The organism is Sphingobium sp. JAI105, assembly GCF_015752145.1.
Classification (GTDB): domain Bacteria; phylum Pseudomonadota; class Alphaproteobacteria; order Sphingomonadales; family Sphingomonadaceae; genus Sphingobium; species Sphingobium xenophagum.
The window spans coordinates 1,390,555-1,413,802 of sequence record NZ_JADOUC010000001.1 but is presented as its reverse complement, the minus strand read 5'-3'; the positions used below and the strand labels follow the sequence as shown (position 1 = coordinate 1,413,802).

18 protein-coding genes are annotated in these 23,248 nt (G+C 64.0%); 10 read left to right on the top strand and 8 right to left on the bottom strand.

The genetic code is table 11. The annotated features are described in order from the left end of the window. Nucleotides 1-30: 30 nt before the first annotated feature. Complete coding sequence (gene rpoB / locus IWY39_RS06655; RefSeq protein WP_107124156.1) at nucleotides 31-4,194, bottom strand: DNA-directed RNA polymerase subunit beta; 4,164 nt, start codon at nucleotides 4,192-4,194, stop codon at nucleotides 31-33. 526 nt (nucleotides 4,195-4,720) lie between these two features. Here rpoB and IWY39_RS06650 point away from each other — a divergent pair. The 3 genes from IWY39_RS06650 to IWY39_RS06640 all read left to right on the top strand — a co-directional run bounded on the left by IWY39_RS06650 (nucleotide 4,721) and on the right by IWY39_RS06640 (nucleotide 5,594). Next, nucleotides 4,721-5,059, top strand: coding sequence for a DUF6481 family protein (locus IWY39_RS06650; RefSeq protein ID WP_229380596.1), 339 nt, complete (start codon nucleotides 4,721-4,723; stop codon nucleotides 5,057-5,059). Between the two features lie 118 nt (nucleotides 5,060-5,177). Continuing rightward, on the top strand, nucleotides 5,178-5,318 hold the full coding sequence (locus tag IWY39_RS06645) for a hypothetical protein (RefSeq protein WP_157742265.1): 141 nt from the start codon (nucleotides 5,178-5,180) through the stop codon (nucleotides 5,316-5,318). A 66-nt stretch (nucleotides 5,319-5,384) separates the two neighbouring features. Then, a complete protein-coding gene (locus IWY39_RS06640) occupies nucleotides 5,385-5,594 on the top strand; it encodes a hypothetical protein (protein ID WP_017182613.1) in 210 nt (69 codons plus the stop codon). Nucleotides 5,595-5,605: 11 nt separating this feature from the next. Here the strand turns inward: IWY39_RS06640 and IWY39_RS06635 are convergent, their stop codons facing one another. From IWY39_RS06635 to hflK, 7 genes are all read right to left on the bottom strand, one after another. After that, nucleotides 5,606-6,937: a cell wall hydrolase gene (locus IWY39_RS06635; protein WP_409994358.1), complete on the bottom strand. Its 1,332-nt coding sequence runs from the start codon at nucleotides 6,935-6,937 to the stop codon at nucleotides 5,606-5,608. Between the two features lie 10 nt (nucleotides 6,938-6,947). Beyond that, entirely contained in the window at nucleotides 6,948-7,877 is a 930-nt protein-coding gene (gene cysK / locus IWY39_RS06630; protein ID WP_107124153.1) for a cysteine synthase A, read from the bottom strand. Beyond that, nucleotides 7,874-9,178, bottom strand: a complete 1,305-nt coding sequence (locus IWY39_RS06625) for an MFS transporter (protein WP_026002297.1) — start codon at nucleotides 9,176-9,178, stop codon at nucleotides 7,874-7,876. The genes cysK and IWY39_RS06625 overlap by 4 nt, the downstream gene beginning before the upstream one ends. Nucleotides 9,179-9,379: 201 nt before the next feature. Then, complete coding sequence (locus IWY39_RS06620; protein WP_107124152.1) at nucleotides 9,380-11,011, bottom strand: helicase HerA-like domain-containing protein; 1,632 nt, start codon at nucleotides 11,009-11,011, stop codon at nucleotides 9,380-9,382. A 108-nt stretch (nucleotides 11,012-11,119) separates the two neighbouring features. Next, complete coding sequence (locus IWY39_RS06615; RefSeq protein WP_107124151.1) at nucleotides 11,120-12,619, bottom strand: Do family serine endopeptidase; 1,500 nt, start codon at nucleotides 12,617-12,619, stop codon at nucleotides 11,120-11,122. A gap of 134 nt (nucleotides 12,620-12,753) precedes the next feature. After that, nucleotides 12,754-13,602, bottom strand: coding sequence for a protease modulator HflC (gene hflC / locus IWY39_RS06610; protein ID WP_107124150.1), 849 nt, complete (start codon nucleotides 13,600-13,602; stop codon nucleotides 12,754-12,756). After that, a complete protein-coding gene (gene hflK / locus IWY39_RS06605; protein ID WP_174302219.1) occupies nucleotides 13,602-14,726 on the bottom strand; it encodes an FtsH protease activity modulator HflK in 1,125 nt (374 codons plus the stop codon). Before hflK ends, hflC begins: the two co-directional genes overlap by 1 nt. Before the next feature lie 73 nt (nucleotides 14,727-14,799). On the opposite strand from hflK, the gene IWY39_RS06600 reads away from it, so the two are divergent. The 7 genes from IWY39_RS06600 (at nucleotide 14,800) to IWY39_RS06570 (ending at nucleotide 23,084) form a co-directional block, all read left to right on the top strand. Beyond that, nucleotides 14,800-15,765, top strand: coding sequence for an Mrp/NBP35 family ATP-binding protein (locus IWY39_RS06600; protein ID WP_019051649.1), 966 nt, complete (start codon nucleotides 14,800-14,802; stop codon nucleotides 15,763-15,765). 172 nt (nucleotides 15,766-15,937) lie between these two features. After that, entirely contained in the window at nucleotides 15,938-16,372 is a 435-nt protein-coding gene (locus tag IWY39_RS06595) for a CoA-binding protein (RefSeq protein WP_107124149.1), read from the top strand. A gap of 38 nt (nucleotides 16,373-16,410) precedes the next feature. After that, complete coding sequence (locus IWY39_RS06590; RefSeq protein ID WP_107124148.1) at nucleotides 16,411-18,678, top strand: molybdopterin cofactor-binding domain-containing protein; 2,268 nt, start codon at nucleotides 16,411-16,413, stop codon at nucleotides 18,676-18,678. Next, the gene (gene hemH / locus IWY39_RS06585; RefSeq protein WP_107124147.1) at nucleotides 18,675-19,685 is read left to right on the top strand and encodes a ferrochelatase; all 1,011 of its coding nucleotides are present in this window, start codon (nucleotides 18,675-18,677) and stop codon (nucleotides 19,683-19,685) included. Before IWY39_RS06590 ends, hemH begins: the two co-directional genes overlap by 4 nt. Before the next feature lie 18 nt (nucleotides 19,686-19,703). After that, nucleotides 19,704-20,426 carry an acetoacetyl-CoA reductase gene (gene phbB, locus IWY39_RS06580; RefSeq protein WP_196871413.1) on the top strand — a complete coding sequence of 241 codons (723 nt, stop codon included), beginning with the start codon at nucleotides 19,704-19,706 and terminating at the stop codon, nucleotides 20,424-20,426. Beyond that, nucleotides 20,426-20,725 carry a ribbon-helix-helix domain-containing protein gene (locus IWY39_RS06575; protein WP_107124145.1) on the top strand — a complete coding sequence of 100 codons (300 nt, stop codon included), beginning with the start codon at nucleotides 20,426-20,428 and terminating at the stop codon, nucleotides 20,723-20,725. The genes phbB and IWY39_RS06575 overlap by 1 nt, the downstream gene beginning before the upstream one ends. 61 nt (nucleotides 20,726-20,786) lie before the next feature. Then, entirely contained in the window at nucleotides 20,787-23,084 is a 2,298-nt protein-coding gene (locus IWY39_RS06570) for a TonB-dependent receptor (protein ID WP_107124144.1), read from the top strand. Nucleotides 23,085-23,248 lie beyond the last annotated feature (164 nt).

Below are 23,248 nucleotides of genomic sequence, written 5' to 3'. Positions count from 1 at the left end.
CGCCGCATGGCAGCGACGCCCGCAAATCCCTTATTCCGCCGCTGCCGCGAAGCCGCCTTCATCCTCTGGAATTTCATCCAGCGAATTGAGTTCGACGTTGAGGCCCAGCGAGCGCATTTCCTTGACGAGCACGTTGAAGCTTTCGGGGATGCCCGCTTCAAACGTATCGTCGCCCTTGACGATCGCTTCATAGACCTTGGTGCGGCCGACCACGTCATCGGACTTCACCGTCAGCATTTCCTGCAACGTATAGGCGGCGCCATAGGCCTGGAGCGCCCAGACCTCCATTTCCCCGAAGCGCTGGCCACCGAACTGCGCCTTACCACCCAGCGGCTGCTGGGTAACGAGCGAGTAGGGGCCGATCGAGCGGGCATGGATCTTGTCGTCGACAAGGTGATGCAGCTTGAGCATGTAGATGATGCCGACCGTGACCTTGCGGTCGAACTTGTCGCCGGTGCGGCCGTCGAACAGGTCGCTCTGACCCGACGAATGCAGCCCCGCCAGTTCCAGCATGGTCGACACGTCCGCTTCGCGCGCACCGTCGAACACCGGCGTCGCCATCGGCACGCCGCGTTCCAGATGCTCGGCCAGATCGACGATCTGTTCGGGCGTCCGCGCTTCGATCTCGGCGGCATATTGCGGACCATAGGCGGTCAGCAACCGGTCCTTGACGGCGTCGGGCATGTCGCCCGCCGACGGGTTGGGATTGGCCTCGCGCCATTCTTCCAGCGCATGCTTGAGCTGCTGGCCAAGGCCGCGGGCAGCCCAGCCGAGATGCGTTTCGAAAATCTGCCCGACATTCATGCGCGACGGCACGCCCAACGGATTGAGCACGATGTCGACATGGGTGCCATCCTCCAGGAACGGCATGTCCTCGATCGGCAGGATGCGCGAAATGACACCCTTGTTCCCGTGACGGCCGGCCATCTTGTCGCCCGGCTGCAGCTTGCGCTTCACCGCGACGAACACCTTGACCATCTTCAGCACGCCCGGCGGCAGTTCGTCGCCACGCTGCAACTTGTCGACCCGGTCCTCGAACTTGTCGACGATGACCTTCACCGCTTCGTCATATTGCGCCTTGACCGCTTCGATGCCGGCCTGACGGACATCGTCCGCCACCGCGAACTTCCACCATTCGTGCCGTTCGACTTCGCCCAGCAGAGCCTCGTCGATTTCCACGCCCTTGCGCACGCCCTTGGGCGCGGCCGTGGCGGTCTGGCCCAGCAGCATTTCCTGCAGCCGGTTGAAGGTCGCCCGGTTCAGGATGGCGCGTTCGTCCTCGCGATCCTTGGCGAGGCGGTCGATTTCCTCCCGCTCGATCGCCATGGCGCGCTCGTCCTTGTCGATGCCGTGGCGGTTGAACACGCGCACTTCAACGACCGTCCCGGCAACGCCCGGCGGCAGACGCAGCGACGTGTCGCGCACATCGGACGCCTTTTCACCGAAGATCGCGCGGAGCAGCTTTTCTTCCGGGGTCATCGGCGATTCACCCTTGGGGGTGATCTTGCCGACCAGAATGTCGCCCGGCTCCACTTCGGCGCCGATATAGACGATGCCGGCTTCGTCGAGGTTGCGCAGCGCTTCCTCGCCGACATTGGGAATGTCGCGGGTGATGTCTTCCGGCCCCAGCTTGGTGTCGCGGGCCATGACCTCAAACTCCTCGATATGGATCGAGGTAAAGACGTCATCCTTCACGATCCGTTCGGAGATCAGGATGGAGTCTTCATAATTGTAGCCATTCCAGGGCATGAACGCGACGAGCGTGTTGCGGCCCAGCGCCAGTTCGCCAAATTCGGTCGAGGGACCGTCGGCGATGACGTCGCCAGCCTCGATCAGGTCGCCGACCTTCACCAGCGGACGCTGGTTGATGCAGGTGTCCTGGTTGGAGCGCTGGAACTTCTGGAGCGTGTAGATGTCGACGCCCGACTGGCCCGGCGCGATGTCGCCGGTGGCGCGGATGACGATACGGGTCGCGTCGACCTGATCGACGATGCCCGCCCGCTTGGACGCGACGGCCGCGCCGGAGTCACGGGCGACCGTGCCTTCCATGCCGGTGCCCACGAACGGCGCTTCGGCGCGTACCAGCGGCACGGCCTGACGCTGCATGTTCGATCCCATCAGCGCGCGGTTGGCGTCATCGTTTTCCAGGAACGGAATGAGCGATGCGGCGACCGACACCAGCTGCTTGGGGCTGACGTCCATCAGGGTGATATGGTCGCGCGGGGCCATCAGAAACTCGCCAGCTTCGCGGCTGGAGATGAGATCTTCGACGAAATGGCCGTCGGCATCGACTTCGGCGTTGGCCTGCGCGATCGTGTGCTTGGCCTCTTCCATGGCGGACAGGTACACGACCTCGTCCGTCACCTTATGGTCGATGACCTTGCGATAGGGCGTTTCGATAAAGCCGTACTTGTTCACCCGGCTGAACGTCGCCAGCGAGTTGATCAGGCCGATGTTCGGGCCTTCGGGCGTTTCGATCGGGCAGATACGGCCATAATGGGTCGGGTGAACGTCGCGGACTTCAAAGCCCGCACGCTCGCGCGTCAGACCACCCGGCCCAAGCGCCGACACGCGGCGCTTGTGGGTGACTTCCGACAGCGGATTGGTCTGATCCATGAACTGCGACAGCTGCGATGAGCCGAAGAATTCACGCACGGCGGCCACGGCGGGCTTGGCGTTGATCAGGTCGTTGGGCATCACGGTCGATACGTCGACGCTCGACATGCGCTCCTTGACGGCGCGCTCCATGCGCAGCAGCCCGACGCGATACTGGTTTTCCAGCAATTCGCCGACCGAACGGACGCGGCGGTTGCCCAGGTTGTCGATGTCGTCGATTTCGCCCTTGCCGTCCTTCAGGTTCACCAGTTCCTTGACGACGGCCAGAATGTCCTCGGTCCGCAGCGTGGTGACGGTGTCCTCTGCGTCCAGGTCGAGACGCATGTTGAGCTTGACGCGGCCGACCGCCGACAGGTCGTAGCGCTCAGGATCGAAGAACAGGCCGGCGAACAGCGATTCCGCCGTTTCCTTCGTCGGCGGCTCGCCGGGGCGCATGACGCGATAAATGTCGCTCAACGCCTGATCGCGTTCTTCGGCCTTGTCGGCCTTGAGCGTATTGCGGATCCACGGGCCGGTGCTGACATGGTCGATGTCGAGCAGTTCGAGGCGGTCGACGCCCGCCTTGTCCAGCTTTTCCAGATTTTCGGGCGTAACTTCGTCACCGGCCTCGATGTAGATTTCGCCGGTGCTTTCGTTGATCAGGTCATAGGCGCTGTAGCGGCCATAGACTTCCTCGGTCGGGATCAACAGCGTGGTCAGGCCGTCCTTTTCCGCCTTGTTGGCGGCGCGGGGGCTGATCTTGTGACCGGCGGCGAACACGACTTCGCCCGAATTGCCATCGACAATGTCAAAGGCGGGCTTCAGGCCGCGCCAGGCTTCGGCCAGATAGGGAATCTGCCAGCCGCCTTCGCTGCGAACGAAGGTCACCTTGTTGTAGAAGTGACCCAGAATTTCCTCGGCGGTCAGGCCCAGCGCATAGAGCAGCGCCGTGATCGGCAGCTTGCGCTTGCGGTCGATGCGGACGTTGACGATGTCCTTGGCGTCGAACTCGAAGTCCAGCCACGAACCGCGATAGGGGATGACGCGCGCGGCGAACAGATATTTGCCCGACGAATGGGTCTTGCCCCGGTCATGATCGAACAGCACGCCCGGCGAACGGTGCATCTGGCTGACGATGACGCGCTCGGTGCCGTTGACGATGAAGGTGCCGTTGCCCGTCATCAGGGGCATGTCGCCCATATAGACGTCCTGCTCCTTGATATCGAGCACCGAACGGGTTTCGGTGTCCTGATCCACTTCGAACACGATCAGGCGCAGGGTAACGCGCATCGGCGCTGCATAGGTGATGCCGCGCTGACGGCATTCCTCGGTGTCGTATTTCGGGTCTTCCAGCTCGTAATGGACGAAATCCATTTCGGCGGTGCCGGCGAAATCGCGGATCGGGAACACGCTGCGCAGCGTCTTTTCCAGGCCCGACACATAGCCGATCGACGGGTCCGACCGCAGGAATTGTTCATAGCTTTCGCGCTGAACCTCAATCAGGTTCGGCATCTGCACCACTTCGTGGATGTCGCCGAACACCTTTCTGATGCGCTTCTTCGCGCCGGTGTTGCTGATGGAGGGAGCCTTGGTCGCCATGCGTTGTCCTTGCCTTCGTTCGTCGCGTATTTTTCGCATCGCAGCGAAAATTCAGCCTGAACGCGAATGAAAAGGGGTGATTCGCCCTTCCGCATCCACGCAAAAAAGTGCGGGTCGGGACTGTCCGAACCGCACTGTCAGCGTCTTGTAACCCGCCAAATTCGCCCCATACTGCCAGTGATCGTGCGCAATGCGACCCTGTACCCCGGACGATTCGGGAGACGGTTCCTGCCATGCCGTAAAGCTGCCTGAACCGGATTTCGAAAGTCGCATATAAGGCAGGCTTCCCCCTTTGTGAAGGGGGTAAGCACCGCTGCGTCCTTGCCGCCAGGGCGCCATTTTCGCCTGCGCCTTCCCTTTTGCGGCAACAGCTGCCATATGGAAGCTGCTTACGTCGCCTTTTGACGGATATCGGACTGCCTTCAGGCTCCTCCTCTTGTCCCCTATCGCGCCTCACAAAGCCGGGATGTGCGAATAATCGCGCGTCCCCCTCAAATCATGCGCAATGCAGGACAGACTGGAACGAATGCTGAAATATAAGGAACCCGATTTTCAGGAACGCAGGGCACTCGCCACACAGGCGCGTGACAAGGCGCTTGCCAAGTTGCGGGCCAAGCCCCCGGTTGATCCGGTGCTGGCGGCCCAGCGGGCTGCCGCGGCGCAAGCCAAGGCGGCTGCCGAACTGGAAAAGCGTCAGCAGGCCAAGCTCGCCCGCGAAGAAGAACGCGCCGCCAAGGCGGAACGCGCTCGTCTGGAGGCGGAAGCTGCCGCTGCTGCGATCAAGCCGGCATTGACCGACGAAGAGCGCAAGGCCGCGCGCGATGCGCGCTATCAGGCGCGCAAGAGCCGTAAAGGCGCGCGCTGACGGCCTGGCCCGGTCGCGCCCCGCGCGCGGCCGACACCCTATATGATCGCTTGGTCCGGCATGGTGCCGGGCGCGATCCAACTCATATGTTACGCGGCACTGGCCGCAAGGAATCATTTTGCATACCCATTCAAACAAGACTCAACGCCGTACCCTTTCGATGTTCGACAGGAAGCGGCCCTTTCATCCCGGCCTGACGCCGGGTGGCACCCTGTCCACGGTTCAGCTCAAGCAGATCGTTGCGGATATGGTGGGCTGATATTGGAATTGTCGGGGGAGCGCCGGTCGGCGCTCCCTTTTTTCTGTCATTCACAAAGGAGGCCCTATGAGCCGTACAGCAATCCGTCCCTTCCTGATCAGCAAGGATGAAGAAGGTCATTTCCGCCTCACCGTGCGCGAAACCCGCTATAATTCGCAAGGCTATCCGCTGACCTCGTCGCTGCTTCAGGACGAGAAGTTCAAGACTGCCGCCGCCGTCCGCGCCTTTGCACGCGACGCGTTCCGGGCAGAAGCCGGTCAGTTCGCAACGAAATAATCGGCGGGTCTTCAGGGTTGGCGAGCGTCGTCTGGCGGCGTTCCCGGCGCTGGCGCAATCTTCACCGTTTCAAAACGGTCCATACGCCGCACCCCGGCCAGTCCGGTCGGCGCTGGCGGTGCAGGCATGGCGACCGGCACCCGCCGACGCATACAGTCCCGCTTGTCGGCGCGCGGGGTCTGGTCGCAATTCCACAAGGCCCGCTGCAACCCACTCTGCGTGTCGTGAATGTAGGAAAACCGCATCGCGGCCAGATTGGCCAGCGTCAGCGGCAACTCCTTCGGCGCGTCATTTGCCGTCCACCCCATGATCCGGCATTGGGATCGCCCGGCGCAAAAGGTGCGGGCGCTTTCCGGCCAGCTGTCGGGTTTGCTGCCGCGTGGTAACTCCACCAGGAAACTCCGCATGTCAGCCAGAGCGATCAGCCTTACGCCGCCCACGCTCTTGCCGATCTGATCAAGACCGATCGCCTGCCGTGCCTGCGCGGCGATCGCGTCTGCGCTGTCGGCCATAGGCGTGATGGCGCCCGGCAGTAGCGGGGTCGCCATGCTGTGTGCAGGGGACAGGCGCGCAATCCGCCCGATCAGCGGCTCGCCGCCATCGATGGTGCGCGTGCGAAAGGCTGGCGGCGTCCCCCACCAGCCGCGCCAGCGGAAGAAAAGATGCGTGCCCACCCGCGTCAGCTTGTCCAGGCTGCCGCTCCAATAGGGCACCACCCAATCGGTATGATAATGGGTCGCATAGCCCACCGGCTTGAACACGTCGCCCGCCAGCGCGCCGCGCGCAATGGCGCGCGCCCTGTCCCATGCGGCCGGGGAGGGGGTGCGGGCCAGAGCGCCGTCGCAGCTGAAGGTGAACTGGCAACCCGTGGTGCGTTCCTGCCCCTGAAAGACGACGCCGCACACCGTCTTGGGAAAGGCGGGATGGCGCACGCGATTGAGGACGACCTGCGCGACGGCGCGCTCGCCCACGGCATCGTCGCCCGCTTCATAGATTTGCGCCGCGGCCAGGCAATCCACCGCGCGGGCCAGGTCCGTCTCGGAGCCTTCGAACCGGAATGGCCGCGCCGCCGGGTTGGCCAGCCGGGAAAAGGGGATGGCGGCATTGAGCGCCCGCGCGCGGTCGGCGGGCAGGGCATAGACCGCCACTGGCTCCACCGGCGGCGGCGGGCTGGGTGGCCGTACCCCGTGGGATAGACCCCTCCGGGCAACATGCGCTTCGCCCCCCGCGCGCGGCGCACGCGCTTCCCACTCCGCCACAGCGGCGGGCAGGCCAGCGAACAGCGCCAGCCAGACGATCCACATCCATGGACGCGGCTCGCTGGAAACAGAGTCACCCATCATTGCGTGATGATCATTCCGGCAGGAAATCGGGCACCGACAGATAGCGTTCGCCGGTGTCGTAGTTGAAGCCCAGCACCCGGCTGCCCGCTGGCAAATCCTTCAGTTTCTGCGCGATCGCCGCCAGCGTCGCGCCCGAAGAAATGCCCACCAATATGCCTTCCTCGCTGGCCGACCGCCGCGCATAGTCCTTGGCATCGGCGGGATCGACCTGGATCACCCCGTCCAGCAATTGCGTGTGCAGGTTCGCCGGAATGAAGCCCGCGCCAATGCCCTGAATGGGGTGGGGGCCGGGCTGGCCGCCGCTGATGACATGCGACAGGGTCGGCTCGACCGCATAGATCTTGATCCCCGGCCAGGCTTTTTTCAGCACTTCCGCCGTACCGGTGATATGCCCGCCGGTGCCGACGCCGGTGATCAGCACGTCGATCGGCGCGTCGGCGAAATCGGCCAGTATCTCCTGCGCCGTGGTGCGGGCGTGGACCGCGATATTGGCGGGATTCTCGAACTGCTGCGGCATCCAGCTACCGGGCGTCTGCGCCACCAGTTCCAGCGCGCGCTCGATCGCGCCCTTCATCCCCTTTTCGCGCGGGGTCAGGTCGAAACTGGCGCCATAGGCCAGCATCAGCCGCCGCCGCTCGATCGACATGCTTTCGGGCATGACGAGCACCAGCTTGTAGCCCTTGACCGCAGCGACCATGGCCAGGCCCACGCCGGTATTGCCCGATGTCGGTTCGATGATGGTGCCGCCCGGTTGCAACTCGCCCGACGCTTCGGCGGCCTCGATCATGGCCAGCGCGATCCGGTCCTTGATCGACCCGCCCGGATTGGAGCGTTCCGACTTGATCCAGACTTCCGTGCCTTCGGGCGCATCGCCAAACAGCCGGTTCACCCGGACATGCGGGGTATTGCCGATGGTTTCGAGTATCGTGGCAGCTTTCATGGGGCTTTCTCCTGGCTGAGGTCCGCCGCCCTTATGTCGGGTGGGTCGAAGGTGCGTGCAAGGCGCAATTCGGGAAAGAGACGCGCCCAGAACAGCGTGATGACGATAGCACCGATACCGCCACCAATGACAGCAGCAACCGGCCCGACCAGCGCGGCCAGAAATCCGCTTTCCGCCTCGCCCAGTTCGTTGGAGGCGGAAATGGTAAGCTGCGACAGGCTCGACACCCGCCCGCGCATCGCGTCCGGCGTGTGAAGCTGGACCAGCGACTGGCGCACGAACACCGAAATCATGTCCGCCGCGCCCAATATCACCAGCGCGCCGATGCCGAATTCCATCGCGATGCTGCGCGGCAGGAAGGCGGTGCAGCCAAATGCGATCGTGGCGATGCCGAACAGGATGACCGCGCCCAGCATCTTGATGCCGACTTCATTCCTCAATGGCCGGAACGAAAACCACAGCGCCATCAGCCCCGCGCCGACCCCCGGCGCTGCGGCCAGATGGCCCAGGCCCGCCGATCCCACATGCAATATGTCGCGTGCATAGACCGGCAACAGCGCAGTCGCCCCCGCCAGCAGCACTGCGAACAGGTCCAGCGTGATGGTCGCCAGCACCAGCCGGTTGGAACGCACATAGCTCAGCCCGTCGATCATCTGGCGGATCGGGTGGCGGGTGACGTCGCGCGCGGCCTGCGGCACCGGGCCGATCAGCATCATCGCGCCCAGCGCCACCCCATAGAGTATCGCAGCCAGCGCATAGGCGCCCCAGGGCGTCGCTGCATAGGCATAGCCGCCCAGCGCTGGCCCCACGATCGACCCGGCCTGCCACACCACGCCCGATATGGCGATGGCGTTGGGTAACACCTCGCGCGGCACCAGATTGGGGGCCAGCGCGCCATAGGCCGGGCCGTTGAACGCGCGGGCGATGCCGACGATGACGGCGATGCCGAATATCAGCGGCAGCCCGACCCAGCCCTCGAACGTCGCGAAAGCCAGCAATCCGGCCGCTGCGGTCAGCATCGTCAGCGTTAGCCGGGTGATCATCCGCCTGTCATAATGGTCCGCGACCCATCCGGTCAGTGGCGTCAGGAAAAACAGCGGCAAGAATTGCGCCAGGCCGATCAGCCCCAACTGCGCCGAAGCCCCCGCCGTCGTCATGGTCTCGCGCGCGATATTATAGGCTTGCCAGCCCAGCACGATCATCATGCTATATTGCGCCAGCACCGCGGTCATCCGACCGATCAGATAGGCCCGGAAATCGCCGAAATGCAGCGGATGGCGATGCGGGGAGGGGGCTGTCATGCGACCGGCTTTAGCCGCTGTGCGGGCAAACAGGCAACCATGGCGCGGGGCGATGGGCGCAGCTTTTCTTGGCCGCGCCATGCGATAGCTATTGCCGTCATCCTCCATCGTCCGTTCGCGCTGAGCTTGCCGAAGGGTTGAAAAGGACAAGGCTTCGACAGGCTCAGCCCGAACGGCGGCTGGCAGGCTATGTCAATGAACTTACTTGAACAAACTGCCCAAAATCCCGCGCACCAGCCGACCCGCAATCCCGCCGCTCGACGATTTGCGGCTCGATCCGCCGAACACCGCGCGGCCCAGTTCGTTGGCGACCTGCCGCCCGACCGATGAGCCAGCCGCGCGCGTCGCCGACTGGATCGCCTTGTCCAGCGCGGACGGCTTGGCCGCCTCGCGCGCGGCAGCGGCGTCGGCGCGGGCCTGCGCCTTGATCTCCTGTTCGCGCTGCTTGGCCTCCGCCTTGGCCTGCACGGCGGCGGTCCGCTCGGCTTCGTCCTGCGCCTTCTTCGCGGCGGCGGCGGCAGCGGCGGCATTGCCGCGCGCGGCCAGTATCTCCTCCGCCGATTCGCGGTCGATCGCTTCGTCATATTTGCCCGCAACCGGGGAAATCGACTGGATGATCGCCCGCTCCTTGGGGCTTACCGGGCCAAGCCGCGATCGTGGCGGCGCGATTAGCGTGCGCTGGACGATGCCGGGCGATCCATCCTCCTGCAATAGCGACACCAGCGCCTCGCCGACCTTCAATTCAGTAATCGCCGTCTCGACATCCAGGTCGGGATTGATGCGGAACGTCTCTGCCGCCGCCTTGATCGCGCGCTGGTCGCGCGGCGTGAAGGCGCGCAGCGCGTGCTGTACCCGGTTGCCCAATTGCCCGGCGACGTCCTCTGGTATGTCTATCGGGTTCTGGGTCACGAAATAGACGCCCACGCCCTTGGACCGGATCAGCCGCACCACCTGCTCGATCTTGTCGGTCAGCGCCTTGGGCGCATCGTCGAACAGCAGATGCGCCTCGTCGAAGAAGAAGACCAGCACCGGCTTGTCCGGGTCGCCCACTTCGGGCAGCGTTTCGAACAATTCGCTCAGCAGCCACAACAGGAACGTCGCATAGAGTTTCGGGCTCTGCATCAGCTTGTCGGCGGCCAATATGTTCACATAACCGCGCCCTTGCTCATCCACCTTGATCATGTCGTGAATGTCGAGCGCGGGTTCGCCGAAGAAATGCGCGCCGCCCTGGCTTTCAAGCTGGAGCAATTGCCGCTGGATCGCGCCGACGCTGGCCTTGGTGACATTGCCATAACGTGCCGACAGCGTGTCGGCATTTTCCGCGCAAAAGCTGAGCATCGCCTGCAAATCGCCCAGGTCCAGCAGCAGCAGCCCTTCCTCGTCGGCATATTTGAACGCGATGGACAGCACGCCTTCCTGCGTTTCGTTGAGGCCCATCAGCCGCGCCAGCAGCAATGGCCCCATCTCGCTGATCGTCGTGCGGATCGGATGGCCCTGTTCGCCATACAGATCCCAGAAGATCGCCGGATTGTCGGCATAGCTATAGTCGGAAAGGCCGATCTCGGCTGCGCGCGCGACCAGCTTGTCGGCATTTTTGGCCGTGGGGGAACCGGCCATGGCGATGCCGGACAGGTCGCCCTTCACGTCGGACAGGAACACCGGCACGCCCAGCGCGGAAAAACTCTCGGCAATGCCCTGCAACGTCACTGTCTTGCCAGTGCCCGTCGCCCCGGCGATCAGGCCATGGCGATTGGCCCGGCGCAGGTTGAGCAACTGGCGGACGCCGCCATCCTTGTCCGGCGCGCCAAGACCAATGAAAATGCCGTCGCTCATCCCCGTTCCTTCCCCATAAAAAAGCCGTCATTCCCGCCTGCGCGGGAATGACGGAAACATTTTCACTATCCTCCAGCCGTCAAGGAAAGAGGAATGTTCATAAGGCACTTATTTGTCGCGCAAACGCACCGGCAGGAAAATCGGCTGCTGGCCGCGGCGCAGCACCTGGAGCAGGATGGCGTTGCGGTTCTGCGCCGCCACCGCCTTCACCTGCGCGTCCAGTTCGGCCTGGCTGGTGATCGGGCGATTATTCGCGCTGATGATCACATCGCCACGCCGCAGCCCCTTGGCCCCGGCATCGGTTGATCCGTCAACGGCGGTAATCACCACGCCGCGCGTATCGGCGGCCACGCCTAGCTGGCGGATGATGCCGGGCGTCAGCGGGATCGCCGAAATGCCCAGCGACTGCTGCGCTGCCTGACCCGGATTGGAATCCTGCTGGCTGAAATCCTCATCCTGTTGCGGGGCGAAGCTGGACAGCTCCTCTTCCGACGGACGCTCGCCCACAACGGCGGTCACCGTCTGGCGCTGGCCATTGCGCATCAGGACGATCGGCACCTTGCTGCCGATCGGCTGGCTGGCGACGATGGAGGACAGATTCTGGTCCGGGTTCACTTCCTGACCATTGACCGACACGATGACGTCGCCCGCCTTGATCCCGGCCTTGTCCGCGCCCTTGCCCGGCTCGACGCCCTGGACGAATTCGCCGCGATTCTTGGCCAGACCCAGCGAATCGGCCAGATCCTCGCCCAACGGGCTGATCTGGACGCCCAGATAGCCGCGCTTGACGCTCTGGCCCTGGCGCAGGGTCGCGACGATCGGCGCGGCCTGTTCGGACGGAATGGCAAAGCCGATGCCGACATTGCCGCCCGACGGCGACAGGATCTGGCTGTTGATGCCGATCACATTGCCGCGCATGTCGAACATCGGGCCGCCGCTATTGCCCTGGTTGATCGACGCATCGGTCTGGATGAACTTCTCGTAACCGCCACCCGTGCTGCGATGCACGGCGGAGATGATGCCAGCCGTCACCGTGCCCGACAGGGCGAAGGGGTTGCCGATCGCAACGACCCAATCGCCGACCCGCGCCTTGGTGCTGTCGCCGAACTTGACGAAGGGCAGGGGCTTTTTCGCGTCGATCTTCAGCACCGCCAGGTCGGTCGCGGGGTCGCGGCCCACCAGCTTGGCGGTATATTCTTCCTTGTTGGTCAGCGTGACCGTGATCGAATCGACGGTCGCGCCTTCCGCGCCTGCCGACACGACGTGGTTGTTGGTGACGATATAGCCATCAGCCGAAATCAGGAAGCCCGAACCCAGCGACTGGGCCTGCCGGGTCTGGGGGCGTCCGCCCGGCGCCTGGCCGAACAGGTCGCCAAAGGGGGTGCCGGCAAAGGGATTTTGCACCGCGACCCGCTGCTTGGTCGAAATATTTACGACGGCCGGTTGCAGCTTCTCGACCATGTCGGCCAGGCTCGCGGGCGCGCCCGCCGGGGCAGCGGCCTGCAATCCTTCATTCTGCGCGGTCTGCGCCCCGACATTGGGGGACGTGATGGCAATGGCGGTGCCGCCCAGCAACAGGGCGCCGGTAATGGCATAAGCGTAACGCACTCGTGACGGTCCTCTCATGATCTTCAGGAAATGGAAGGCGGGACTCTCAAACAGAGAGCCGGTCATGCGCCGCCTTGCCTTAACCCTCATTGAATGATGCTGGTTCCGAAATGATCCGCAGCATCGGTGAACCCTTATTTGCGTCCCTGAAACTGTTGCAGAAACTCGTTATTGGGCGACAGGATGATATTGGTCTGTCCGGTCCGGTCGGGTGAGAAAGTATAGCGATAGCTCTGCATCGCCCGATAGAAATCATAGAAGGACGGGTCCTTGCCGAAACTTTCGGCATAGATGCGTGCGGCATTGGCGTCGGCCTCGGCCCGGATGATCTGCGCCTGCTTGGCACCCTGCGCCCGGATCGTCAGCGCTTCCTGCTCGCGCGCGGTGCGCATCCGGGTAAAGGCGCTTTCCAGCGGCGTGCCGTCGGGCAGGTCGGCGCGCTTGATCCGCACGTCGACAATCTCGGCCCCATATTGGCGCGCGACCCGGTCCAGCCCGGCCTCGATATTCTGCATCACCTGGCCCCGTTCGGGGCTGAGCAGCGCGGCGAAAGGCCGCTTGCCCAGTTCGTTGCGCAACGCGGAACCCAGGATCGGGCGCAGCGCGTCCGACACCCGTTCCTCATTGCCAGCGGCAATATACATGCGCAGTGGATCGACGATGCGATACCGGGCAAAGGCATCGACCTGCAAGCGCAGCTGGTCGGTGGACAGTACCTGCTGCCGCTCCATCTCGACCGACAGCACCCGCTTGTCGATCCACACGATCTGGTCGATGAACGGCCAGCGCAGGATGACGCCGGCGCCGGTATTCCCGAACGTCTCGTTGGGCTGATAACGGTTGATGATGGCCTTGGGATCGCCAAAGCGCACGATCACGCCCTGTCGGGTTTCCGGTACGATCGTCACCGTGCTGCCGACCAGGATCAGCAGGAACAGGGCGATCAGCGCAATCGCGATGGGTTGGCGCAATATGCCCCGCATCACTGGCCTCCCGTGCTGGCGGCAGAGCCGGTGGCCGGGGTCGCCTGCGCGCGGCGCTTGATTTCAGGCAATGGCAGATATGGCGTCACATTGCCGCCTTCGACGATGGTCTTGTCGACGTTCGACAACACGCCCTCCATGGTTTCATAATACATGCGGCGGCGGGTCACGTCGGGCGACAGGCGATATTGTTCATAGACCTTGTCGAATGACGCGGCCTCGCCCTGCGCCTTGGCCGTCACCTGCTGGGCGGCGGCGCGCGCTTCGTTCAGATAGGTTTGCGCGGTCTGCTGCGCTGCCGACACGGCCTTGAACGCATCGTTCACCGCGCTTGGCGGATCGGCCTGCTTGATCGCGACACCCTGAATGCGGATGCCCGAACGATAACCATCCAATATTTCCTGCATCCGCTGCTCGACCTGCTGCTCGATCGCGGTGCGCCCAGCGCCCAGCGCATCGTCCAGGCTGACGCTCGCCAGCACGGCCCGCATCGCGCTTTCGGCGACTTCGCGCACGGCTGCGTCGGGGTCCGACAGCTGGAACAGATAGAGTTCGGGGTTGCGGATGTTCCAGCGTACGGAATAGGCCAGATCGATGATGTTCTGGTCGCCCGTCAGCACCAGATTCTCGCTTTCCGCACTGGTCGATCCGACGTCGATGGTGCGGATTTCCTCCACATCCACGATCGACACCGTCTCGAACGGCGCCGGCAGGGTCAGGCTGATGCCCGGCGACAGGGTGCGGCTATATTTGCCAAGCAGGGTGACGACGCCGCGTTCCTGCGGGCCGACGCGATGAAAGCTGGTCAGCACCAGCCATAATATCACCAGCAGCGCGATCGCGGCGGGCCACAACGCCTTGCCATTGGCACGCGGGGGCAGGCCGCCAAAGCCGCCGCCACCGCCGCCCTGGCCAAAGCTTTCGCGACCACGGCGCAGCAATTCGTCGATGGCCGACGGGCCTTTCTGGCCGGTGGGTCGATTGGGCTGGGTCCATGGGTTGCGCGGGCCGCCGTCGCCGCCCGACCCCTTGCCGTCATTGCCGTCCGGCCCGTCGCTCTTACCGCCCCAAGGCCCTTGAGCCATGCTCATGATGCCGGGCATCCACCCGAAAATTCTTTTCATGGCCCTTCTATAGGAAGGCTTATCCACGAAAAACAGTGCCAATGGCTGCGATTATTTCCTACAGGGCGTCGCCATGACCGATATCGCCGATTTTACCGCCCGCCTGACCGCCCTGACCGATGGCCGCGCCAGCGCCCCGCGCGTCAGGGACGGCGTCATGACCCTTGCGCTCGATGTGGGCGGGCTTGGCCCCGACCAGCGCGACGCGATCCTTGCCGCGATCCGCGAGGGCGGGCTGACCGTGCCGGGCGTCACGGACGTCCGCATCGCCCAGACCGCCGAGCGCCGCCCGCTGCGCATCATTGCGGTGGCATCGGGCAAGGGCGGGGTGGGCAAATCCACCCTGTCGGCCAATCTGGCGGTGGCGCTGCACCGGCTGGGCCACAAGGTCGGTCTCGTCGACGCCGACATTTACGGCCCGTCCCAGGCCCGGCTGATGGGCAGCGAGGACCAGAAGCCCCAGGCGCGCGAAAAGAAGCTGATCCCCGTCACCGGCGTTGCGGGTATTCCGATGCTGTCGATGGCGCATCTGGTCGAACCGGGCAAGGCGCTGGCATGGCGCGGGCCGATGGTGGGCAATGCCCTGTCGCAATTGATCGACGCCGACTGGGGCGACACGCAATTGCTGGTGGTGGACATGCCGCCCGGCACTGGCGACATTCAGTTGACCATGGTGCAAAAGCATAAGCCGGCGGGCGCGGTCATCGTGTCCACGCCGCAGGATCTGGCCCTGATCGACGCGACCCGCGCCGTCAGCCTGTTCGCGCAGGTCGGGGTGCCGATGATCGGCCTTGTCGAAAATATGGCGGGCTATGCCTGTCCCCATTGCGGCGAAATTTCTGACCCGTTCGGGCAGGGCGGGGCGGAAGCGGCGGCGGGCGAAATGGACATGCCCTTTCTGGGCCGCGTCCCGCTCGCCATCGACATCCGCCGCCAGTCCGACGCGGGCGATCCCCCGGCCGCTGGAGAAGGCATCCATGCCGACGCCTTCCGCGCCATTGCGCAGAGGGTGGCCGACTGGCTCGGCCGCACGGTTTGACTGTCCTACAGCGGGGGCCAGGCTGTATGATCGGACTGGCATTGCGATAGGATCAGGCGCGCGCAACATTATGTCGCATTTGCCGGGAAATATGCGAAGTTAAGCGATAATCCTCCTTCGCCGGGAACGCCCCTGCCGCCTGCTTCGTCATAGCCGCAAAGGAGAAATAGCCATGCCGCTGACCGCCCCTCAGGATATTGCCGACCTGCTCGATACAACCCGCACCATCGCCCTGGTCGGCATATCCGACCGGCCCGACCGCGCCAGCAATCATGTCATGCAAGTCCTTCAGGACCATGGCTATCGCGTCCTGCCGGTCAACCCGCAGATCGCGGGCGAACATGTCCATGGCGAATTTGTCTGGGCGCGCCTTTCGGACATCGGCGTGCCGATCGACATGGTCGACATATTCCGCAACAGCGCCGCAGCGGGCGAGGTCGTGGACGAAGCCATAGCGGCTGGCGCCAAGGCGGTCTGGATGCAACTGGGCGTCATCAACGAAGCCGCCGCCGCCCGCGCCGAAGCCGCTGGGCTGAAGGTCGTGATGGACCATTGCCCGGCGATCGAAATCCCGCGCCTGGGCATCGCGCCGATCGCCGCGGAATAACGCTTTCCAGCCCGCGCTGCCCTCTCTATCAGGCGGCTATGGCGCGCTTCCCGCGAAAGAAAACAGGCCCGATCAAGGGCATTGACCGGCGCACGCTGCTGGTCGGCGGCGGCGCGGCGGCCGGGCTGCTCATCGCCTGGGCTGCCTGGCCGCGCCGCTATGCCCCCAACCTCAATGCCGCGCCCGGCGAAACGATCATCAATGCCTTCCTGAAGATCGATCGGTCGGGCCAAATCATCGTCATCGTGCCGCAGACCGAAACGGGGCAGGGCGTCACCACCCTCCTGCCGCAGATCGTCGCGGACGAACTGGGCGCGGACTGGCGCACCGTCGCGGTGCAGAGCGCGCCGGTCAGCCCGCTCTACGCCAACAGCCTGCTGGCCCGCGAATGGCTGGCGAATGACTGGACCCGGTTGCTGGGCGACGCGGGGGATTGGGCGCTGGGCCAATATGCCACTCGCAACGCGCTGATGCTGACGGGCGGCGGCACCTCCGTCCCGATGTTCCACGATGCCTGCCGCGACGCCGGGGCCGCCGCCCGCATCCTGTTGTGCAAGGCGGCGGCGGCGAACTGGGACATCCCCTGGGAAAGCTGCGACATCCAGAACGGCCTCATATCCGATGGCGGCGACCGGCGGATGAAGATCGGCGATGTGGTCGAACAGGCGGTCGGCTTCGACCTGCCCGCCATCCTGCCGCTGCGGCAGGGGCAGGACGGGCGACTGTCGGGACAGGATCTGCCCCGGCTCGACACCCCGTCAAAGATTGACGGCAGCCATAATTTCGCCGCCGACATCCGCCTGCCCGACATGGTCTATGCCTCGATCCGGCAGGGGCCGATCGGCGACGCGATCCTTGCCGGGCTGGACGAACGGTCCGCCAGCGGCGTCACCGGCTTTATCAAGCTCTTCCGTCAGGAACGCTGGCTGGCCGCCGTCGCCACCAACTGGTGGGCGGCGAACAAGGCGCTCGATCTGGCCGATCCCATATTCACCCTGCGCGGCACGCCGGTCAGCAGCGCAACCATCGACGACGCGCTGGAGGCCGCCTTTTCCGGCGCATCGGGCCGCCGCCTCTATACGCAGGGCGACCTGCTGCCGGTGTTCGAAGGCGCGACGATCCTGGCCAGCGAATATCAGGTCGACGCCGGGTTGCATCTCGCCCTCGAACCGCTCTGCGCCACCGCTCGTGTCAGCGACGACGGCGCGGAAGTCTGGCTGGCGACCCAGGCGCCCGGCCTTGCCCGTGCCGCCATCGCCGATGCGCTGGGCCTGCCCGAAACCGCCGTCGCCCTCTATCCGCTCCATGCCGGCGGCAGCTTCGGGCGCAAGATGGATTGGGACGCCGGGGTACAGGCAGCGCTGATCGCCCGCGATTTGGGTCGCCCGGTACAACTGCTCTGGTCGCGGCTGGAAGATGTGATTCAGGATCGCCCCGCCGCGCCAGCCCATGCCCGCATGGCGGCAAAGCTTGGCCGCAACGGCGCGATAGAAGGCTGGCTGGCAAAGGTCGCCGCCCCCTGCGCCATGACGCAGACCTGGGCGCGCATTGCCGACGGCGCGCCGCCGCACGAAGCGGCCGCTGCATCGGCGGACAAGGCCAGCCGTCTGGCTGTCGCGGGCATGGTGCCGCCCTATGCCATCCCCAACTGGGCGGTGGATCATTATCCTTGCGATGTCGGCCTTCCGCTCGGCTTCACCCGCAGCAACGCGCATCTGCACAGCGCCTTCTTCACCGAAAGCTTCGTGGACGAACTCGCCCATCTGGCGGGGATGGAGGCCATGTCCTTCCGCATCCAGATGCTGGGCGGCAACCCGCGCCTCGCCCATTGCCTTTCCACCGCCGCGGCCATGGGCGGATGGCAGGGCGGCATAGCGGGCAGCGGGCAGGGGATCGCCACCCATATGATGAACGGCGCCTATGCCGCCGTGATGGTGGAGGCCGCCGTGCGCGGCAACCGGCTGAGCGTGGGCCGCATCATCGCCGCCGTCGATGTCGGTGATCAGGTCAATCCCGACATTGCCCGGCAACAGATAGAAGGCGGGCTGATCTATGGCCTTGCCTATGCCATGGGCGCGTCCGTCCCCTATGAACGGGGCCTGCCGACCCGCGCGATACTGGGCCGCATGAACCTGCCGCGCCTTTCCGACATTGGCGAGGTGACGGTGGAACTGATCCGCAGCACCGCGCCGCCCGCTGGCGTGACGGATCTTGCCGCGCCGCTGGTGGCCCCCGCCATCGCCAACGCCCTGTACACATGGACAGGTCAGCGTTTGCGCAGCCTGCCGCTACTGGGAACGACATGACCCTGCCATCGGACCATCCCGCCATCCCCGCGCCCAAAGTCGGCGTCCTCCTCATCAATCTCGGCACGCCCGACGCCCCCGACGCGAAATCGGTGCGACGCTACCTCGCCCAATTCCTGTCCGATCGCCGCGTGGTGGAAATCCCGCCCTTGATCTGGCAACCGATCCTGCGCGGCGTCATCCTCACGACCCGGCCCAAAAAATCCGCCCATGCCTACAGCCAGGTCTGGACCGATCAGGGATCGCCGCTCGCCTTCCACACCCGCGATACCGCCCATGCGATGCAGGCGGCGATGGGCGAGGGCGTGGTCGTCGACTGGGCGATGCGCTACGGCAATCCGTCGATCGCCTCGCGTCTTGCCGCCATGAAATCGGCCGGCTGCGATCGCATTCTGCTCGCCCCGCTCTATCCGCAATATAGCGGCGCGACCACCGCGACCGCCAACGACGCCGCCTTTGCCGCGCTCCGGGCCATGCGCTGGCAACCGGCCATCCGCACCCTGCCGCCCTATCATGACGACCCGGCCTATATCGCCGCGCTCAAAATCTCGATCGAAGACAGCATCGTAAAACTCGACTTCACCCCCGACGCCTTGCTCGCCAGTTTCCATGGCATGCCCGAACGCACCCTGCATCTGGGCGATCCCTATCATTGCCAGTCGGTCAAGACCGTCCGCCTGCTGCGCGAAGCCCTTTCGCTGCCCGTGCATATGAGCTTTCAGTCGCGTTTCGGGCGGGCCAAATGGCTGGAGCCGGAGACCGAATCCACCCTCGCCAAATTGGTACAGGAAGGTGTCCGAAACATTGCTGTGGCAACACCGGGATTTTCGGCGGATTGCCTTGAAACTCTAGAGGAAATCGCCCTGCGCGCGAAAGAGGTTTTTTTGTCCGTAGGGGGTGAAAATTTTGCCTATTTGCCCTGTCTAAACGCGTCTGCCCCGGCTATCACTTTGTATCAGAGGCTGTTGGGCCGTGAGCTTTCGGGCTGGATACACCAGGCCGGTTAAGTAGGGAAGGATGCGCATATGTCGAGAGTAGCGATCGTGACGGGCGGGACACGCGGCATTGGCGAGGCGATCAGCCTGGCGCTGCGTGACATGGGCTACACTGTGGCCGCCAATTATGCCGGTAATGACGCCAAGGCGCAGGCCTTTACCGAAGCCACCGGCATCGCAGCCTTCAAATGGGACGTCGGCGATCACCAGGCCTGCCTGGATGGCTGCGCCGCAGCGACTGATGCACTTGGGCCGATCGATATCGTCGTCAACAATGCGGGCATCACCCGCGACGGCGTGCTGGCCAAGATGAGCTTTGACGACTGGAATGAAGTCATGCGCATCAATCTGGGCGGTTGCTTCAACATGGCCAAGGCGACCTTTGCCGGCATGCGCGAACGCGGCTGGGGGCGGATCGTCAATATCGGGTCGATCAACGGGCAGGCGGGCCAATATGGCCAGGTCAATTATGCCGCCGCCAAATCGGGCATCCACGGTTTTACCAAGGCGCTGGCGCAGGAAGGGGCGAAAGTCGGGGTGACCGTCAACGCCATCGCGCCGGGCTATATCGACACGGACATGGTGGCCGCGGTGCCGCCTGCCGTGCTGGAAAAGATCGTGGCGAAAATCCCGGTCGGACGTCTGGGCCAGGCGCATGAAATCGCGCGCGGCGTCGCCTTCTTCTGCAGTGAGGATGGCGGCTTTGTGACCGGCAGCACGCTGTCGATCAATGGCGGCCAGCACATGTATTGATGATGGAGGGCGACGCCATGGACGGGTCGGATGATGGTCCCTTGGCGTCGCCCTTTGCCCCGCCGGTCAAGCGCAGCGTGACCATTGCGGGGCACCAGACCGCGATCAGTCTGGAACCCATATTCTGGGACGCCTTGCGCGATCACGCGCAGCGTGACGGCCTGCCGCTCAACGCCCTTATTGCCCGCATAGACCTGGCCCGCATGGGCGCGCCTGACCCGCCCAATCTGGCGAGCGCGATCCGTTGCTGGCTGTTCGCGCGGGCCGCTTGCGACAAAGATAATAATTATTCGCAATAGCGTTGACTCTGAGAAAGGTTCGCAATAGCAGCATCCCAACTTCAAAGGGGATTTGCTGCATATGTCCAACTCACTGTCAGGCTCGTCCTTCCTGGCTCTCGGCTGCGTCAGCGCCATGGCCTTCGCGACCGGCGCCCACGCCCAGGAGGCGCCTGCGCCAAAGCTGGGCGGCATGACCGTCACCGACACGGCGATCGATGAGTCCCAGGTGAAGGTCGAGAAGGCGGAATCACCCAAATATGTCCGCCCGCTGCTGGATACGCCCCAGACGATCACGGTGATCGGCAACCAGACGATCCAGAAGCAGAATTTGCTGACTCTGCGCGACGTTCTGTCCACCATTCCGGGCATCACCTTTGGCGCGGGCGAAGGTGGCGGCGGCTATGGCGACAGCATCAACCTGCGTGGTCAGAGCGCCAACACGGACATCAGCATCGATGGCGTCCGCGACAGCGCGCAATATAGCCGTACCGATCCCTTCAACGTCGAACAGATCGAAGTCACCAACGGCTCCAACTCCGTATTCGGCGGTTCCGGTGCGATCGGCGGCAATATCAACATCGTGACCAAGCGGCCCAAGGGCTATGACGAAACGCTGGTTCAGGCAGGCGTCGGCACATCCGACTATTATCGCGCGACCATCGACAGCAATGTCCGCGCGTCCGATTTCATCGCCGTGCGCCTGAACGCCATGTACCATGAGAACGACGTGCCGGCCCGCAATGTCGATCGCTACAAGCGCTGGGGCGTCGCGCCATCGGTCAAGCTCGGCGTTGATGGCCCGACCTCGCTGACGTTGCTCTACACGCATCAGGAAGACAAGAATACGCCGCTCTACGGCGTGCCCTATTATAAGAACGCGTTCTATGACGGCATCCTCCCCGGCGCGCGCTATAGCGGCTATTATGGCTACAGGAATCTGGATCGTCAGGATCAGACAATTGATCAGGCGACCGCCATCTTCGACCATCGTTTCAGTGATCTCCTGGCCGTTCGCAACCTGTCGCGCTGGCAGCGTGTCGAACAGAAGCTGATCGTCAATCCGCCACAGGGCACCTATTGCCTTGCCAACGGCCAGACTCAGACCGGCGTGGCCTGCGCGGCGGGACAGGTGCCCGGCACCTATTATCCCAGCGGCCCGCGCGGTGGTTTCCGCAACTCCGTCAACGACACGCTCTATAATCAGCTCGACCTGACCTTCACCATTCCCGGCGGCCATTCGCTCGTGCTCGGCACCTCGATGCTGCAGGAAGATTATGCGCTGGATAACGGCAACGTCCTGCGCAATGCGGGCGGCGCGCTGCCCAACCCGGTGCTCGATCCGATCAGCATCAGCAATCCGAACGCCATCTATACCGGCCCTGTCAACGCGATCCGTTCCGGTCATCAGGATGGCGACCTGTTCAACATCGCGGCCTATGCCTTCGCCGCGGTCAAGATCGTCGATCAGCTCGAAATCAACGGCGGCGTCCGCTACGAACATAATCGCGCCCGCTTCCGTGCGGACACGATTGCCACACCGGCAGCAGGTGGCGCCTATACCACTGGCCGGTCGCAGAACGCGACCGACAATCTCTTCTCCTACCGTATCGGGCTGGTCTACAAACCTGCGGAAAATGCCAGCCTTTACGTCGCTTACGGGAACAGCAAGAACCCCACGGCAACGACCGTCCGTGCTGGCTGCGGGCTGGCGGCGGAGGCCAACCTGTTCAACGATCCATGCGAAGTAAAGCCCGAACAGGCCGCCAATTACGAGGTCGGCGGCAAGATCGACCTGTTCGATGCCAAACTGCAACTGACCGCTGCGGTGTTCCGCAACGAACGGACCAATTACCGCGTCGCCAGCAACGATCCGCTGATCGGGAACCTGCCGGTCAACGACGGCCGCAACCGGGTGAACGGCATCACCTTGGGCGCAACCGGGAACATCACCGACGCCTGGACGATCTTCGCCAACTACACCTATCTCGATACCAAGGTGATCCAGAGCATTTCGGACTATCAGAAATCGCAGGGCGTGGCGGATACCCAAACGGGTAATCCGATGACCAACAATCCGAAACATTCGGGCAGCCTCTTCACCACCTATACGCTGCCCTTCGGCCTCGAACTTGGCTATGGCCTGACCTATCAGGGCAGCTGGTATCTCTCGAACATCACTGGCGAGACGATGTACAAGTCGGACGATTGTCTGGTCCATCGCGCGATGTTGTCCTACCCCATCACGGAAAAGCTGAGCGCGCAGCTCAATGTCCAGAACTTCACCAACGAAAAATATTATACCAGCATCCGCAACAATGGCTGGGCCAATCCGGGCGAAGGCCGTTCGTGGGTGCTGACGCTGGGTTATAAATTGTAAACTCCGTTCCCCCGGCATTTGTCCCTTGCCGGGGGCGAACGGACGGGCGGCGATACACTCCATCCTCCTCGGGTCGCCGCCCGTTCGCCAATAAGTAAATAACGCAATTGATTCGCATTATGGTTCGCGTTATCGAGGCGGGCATCGGATCAAGGGAAGGAAGG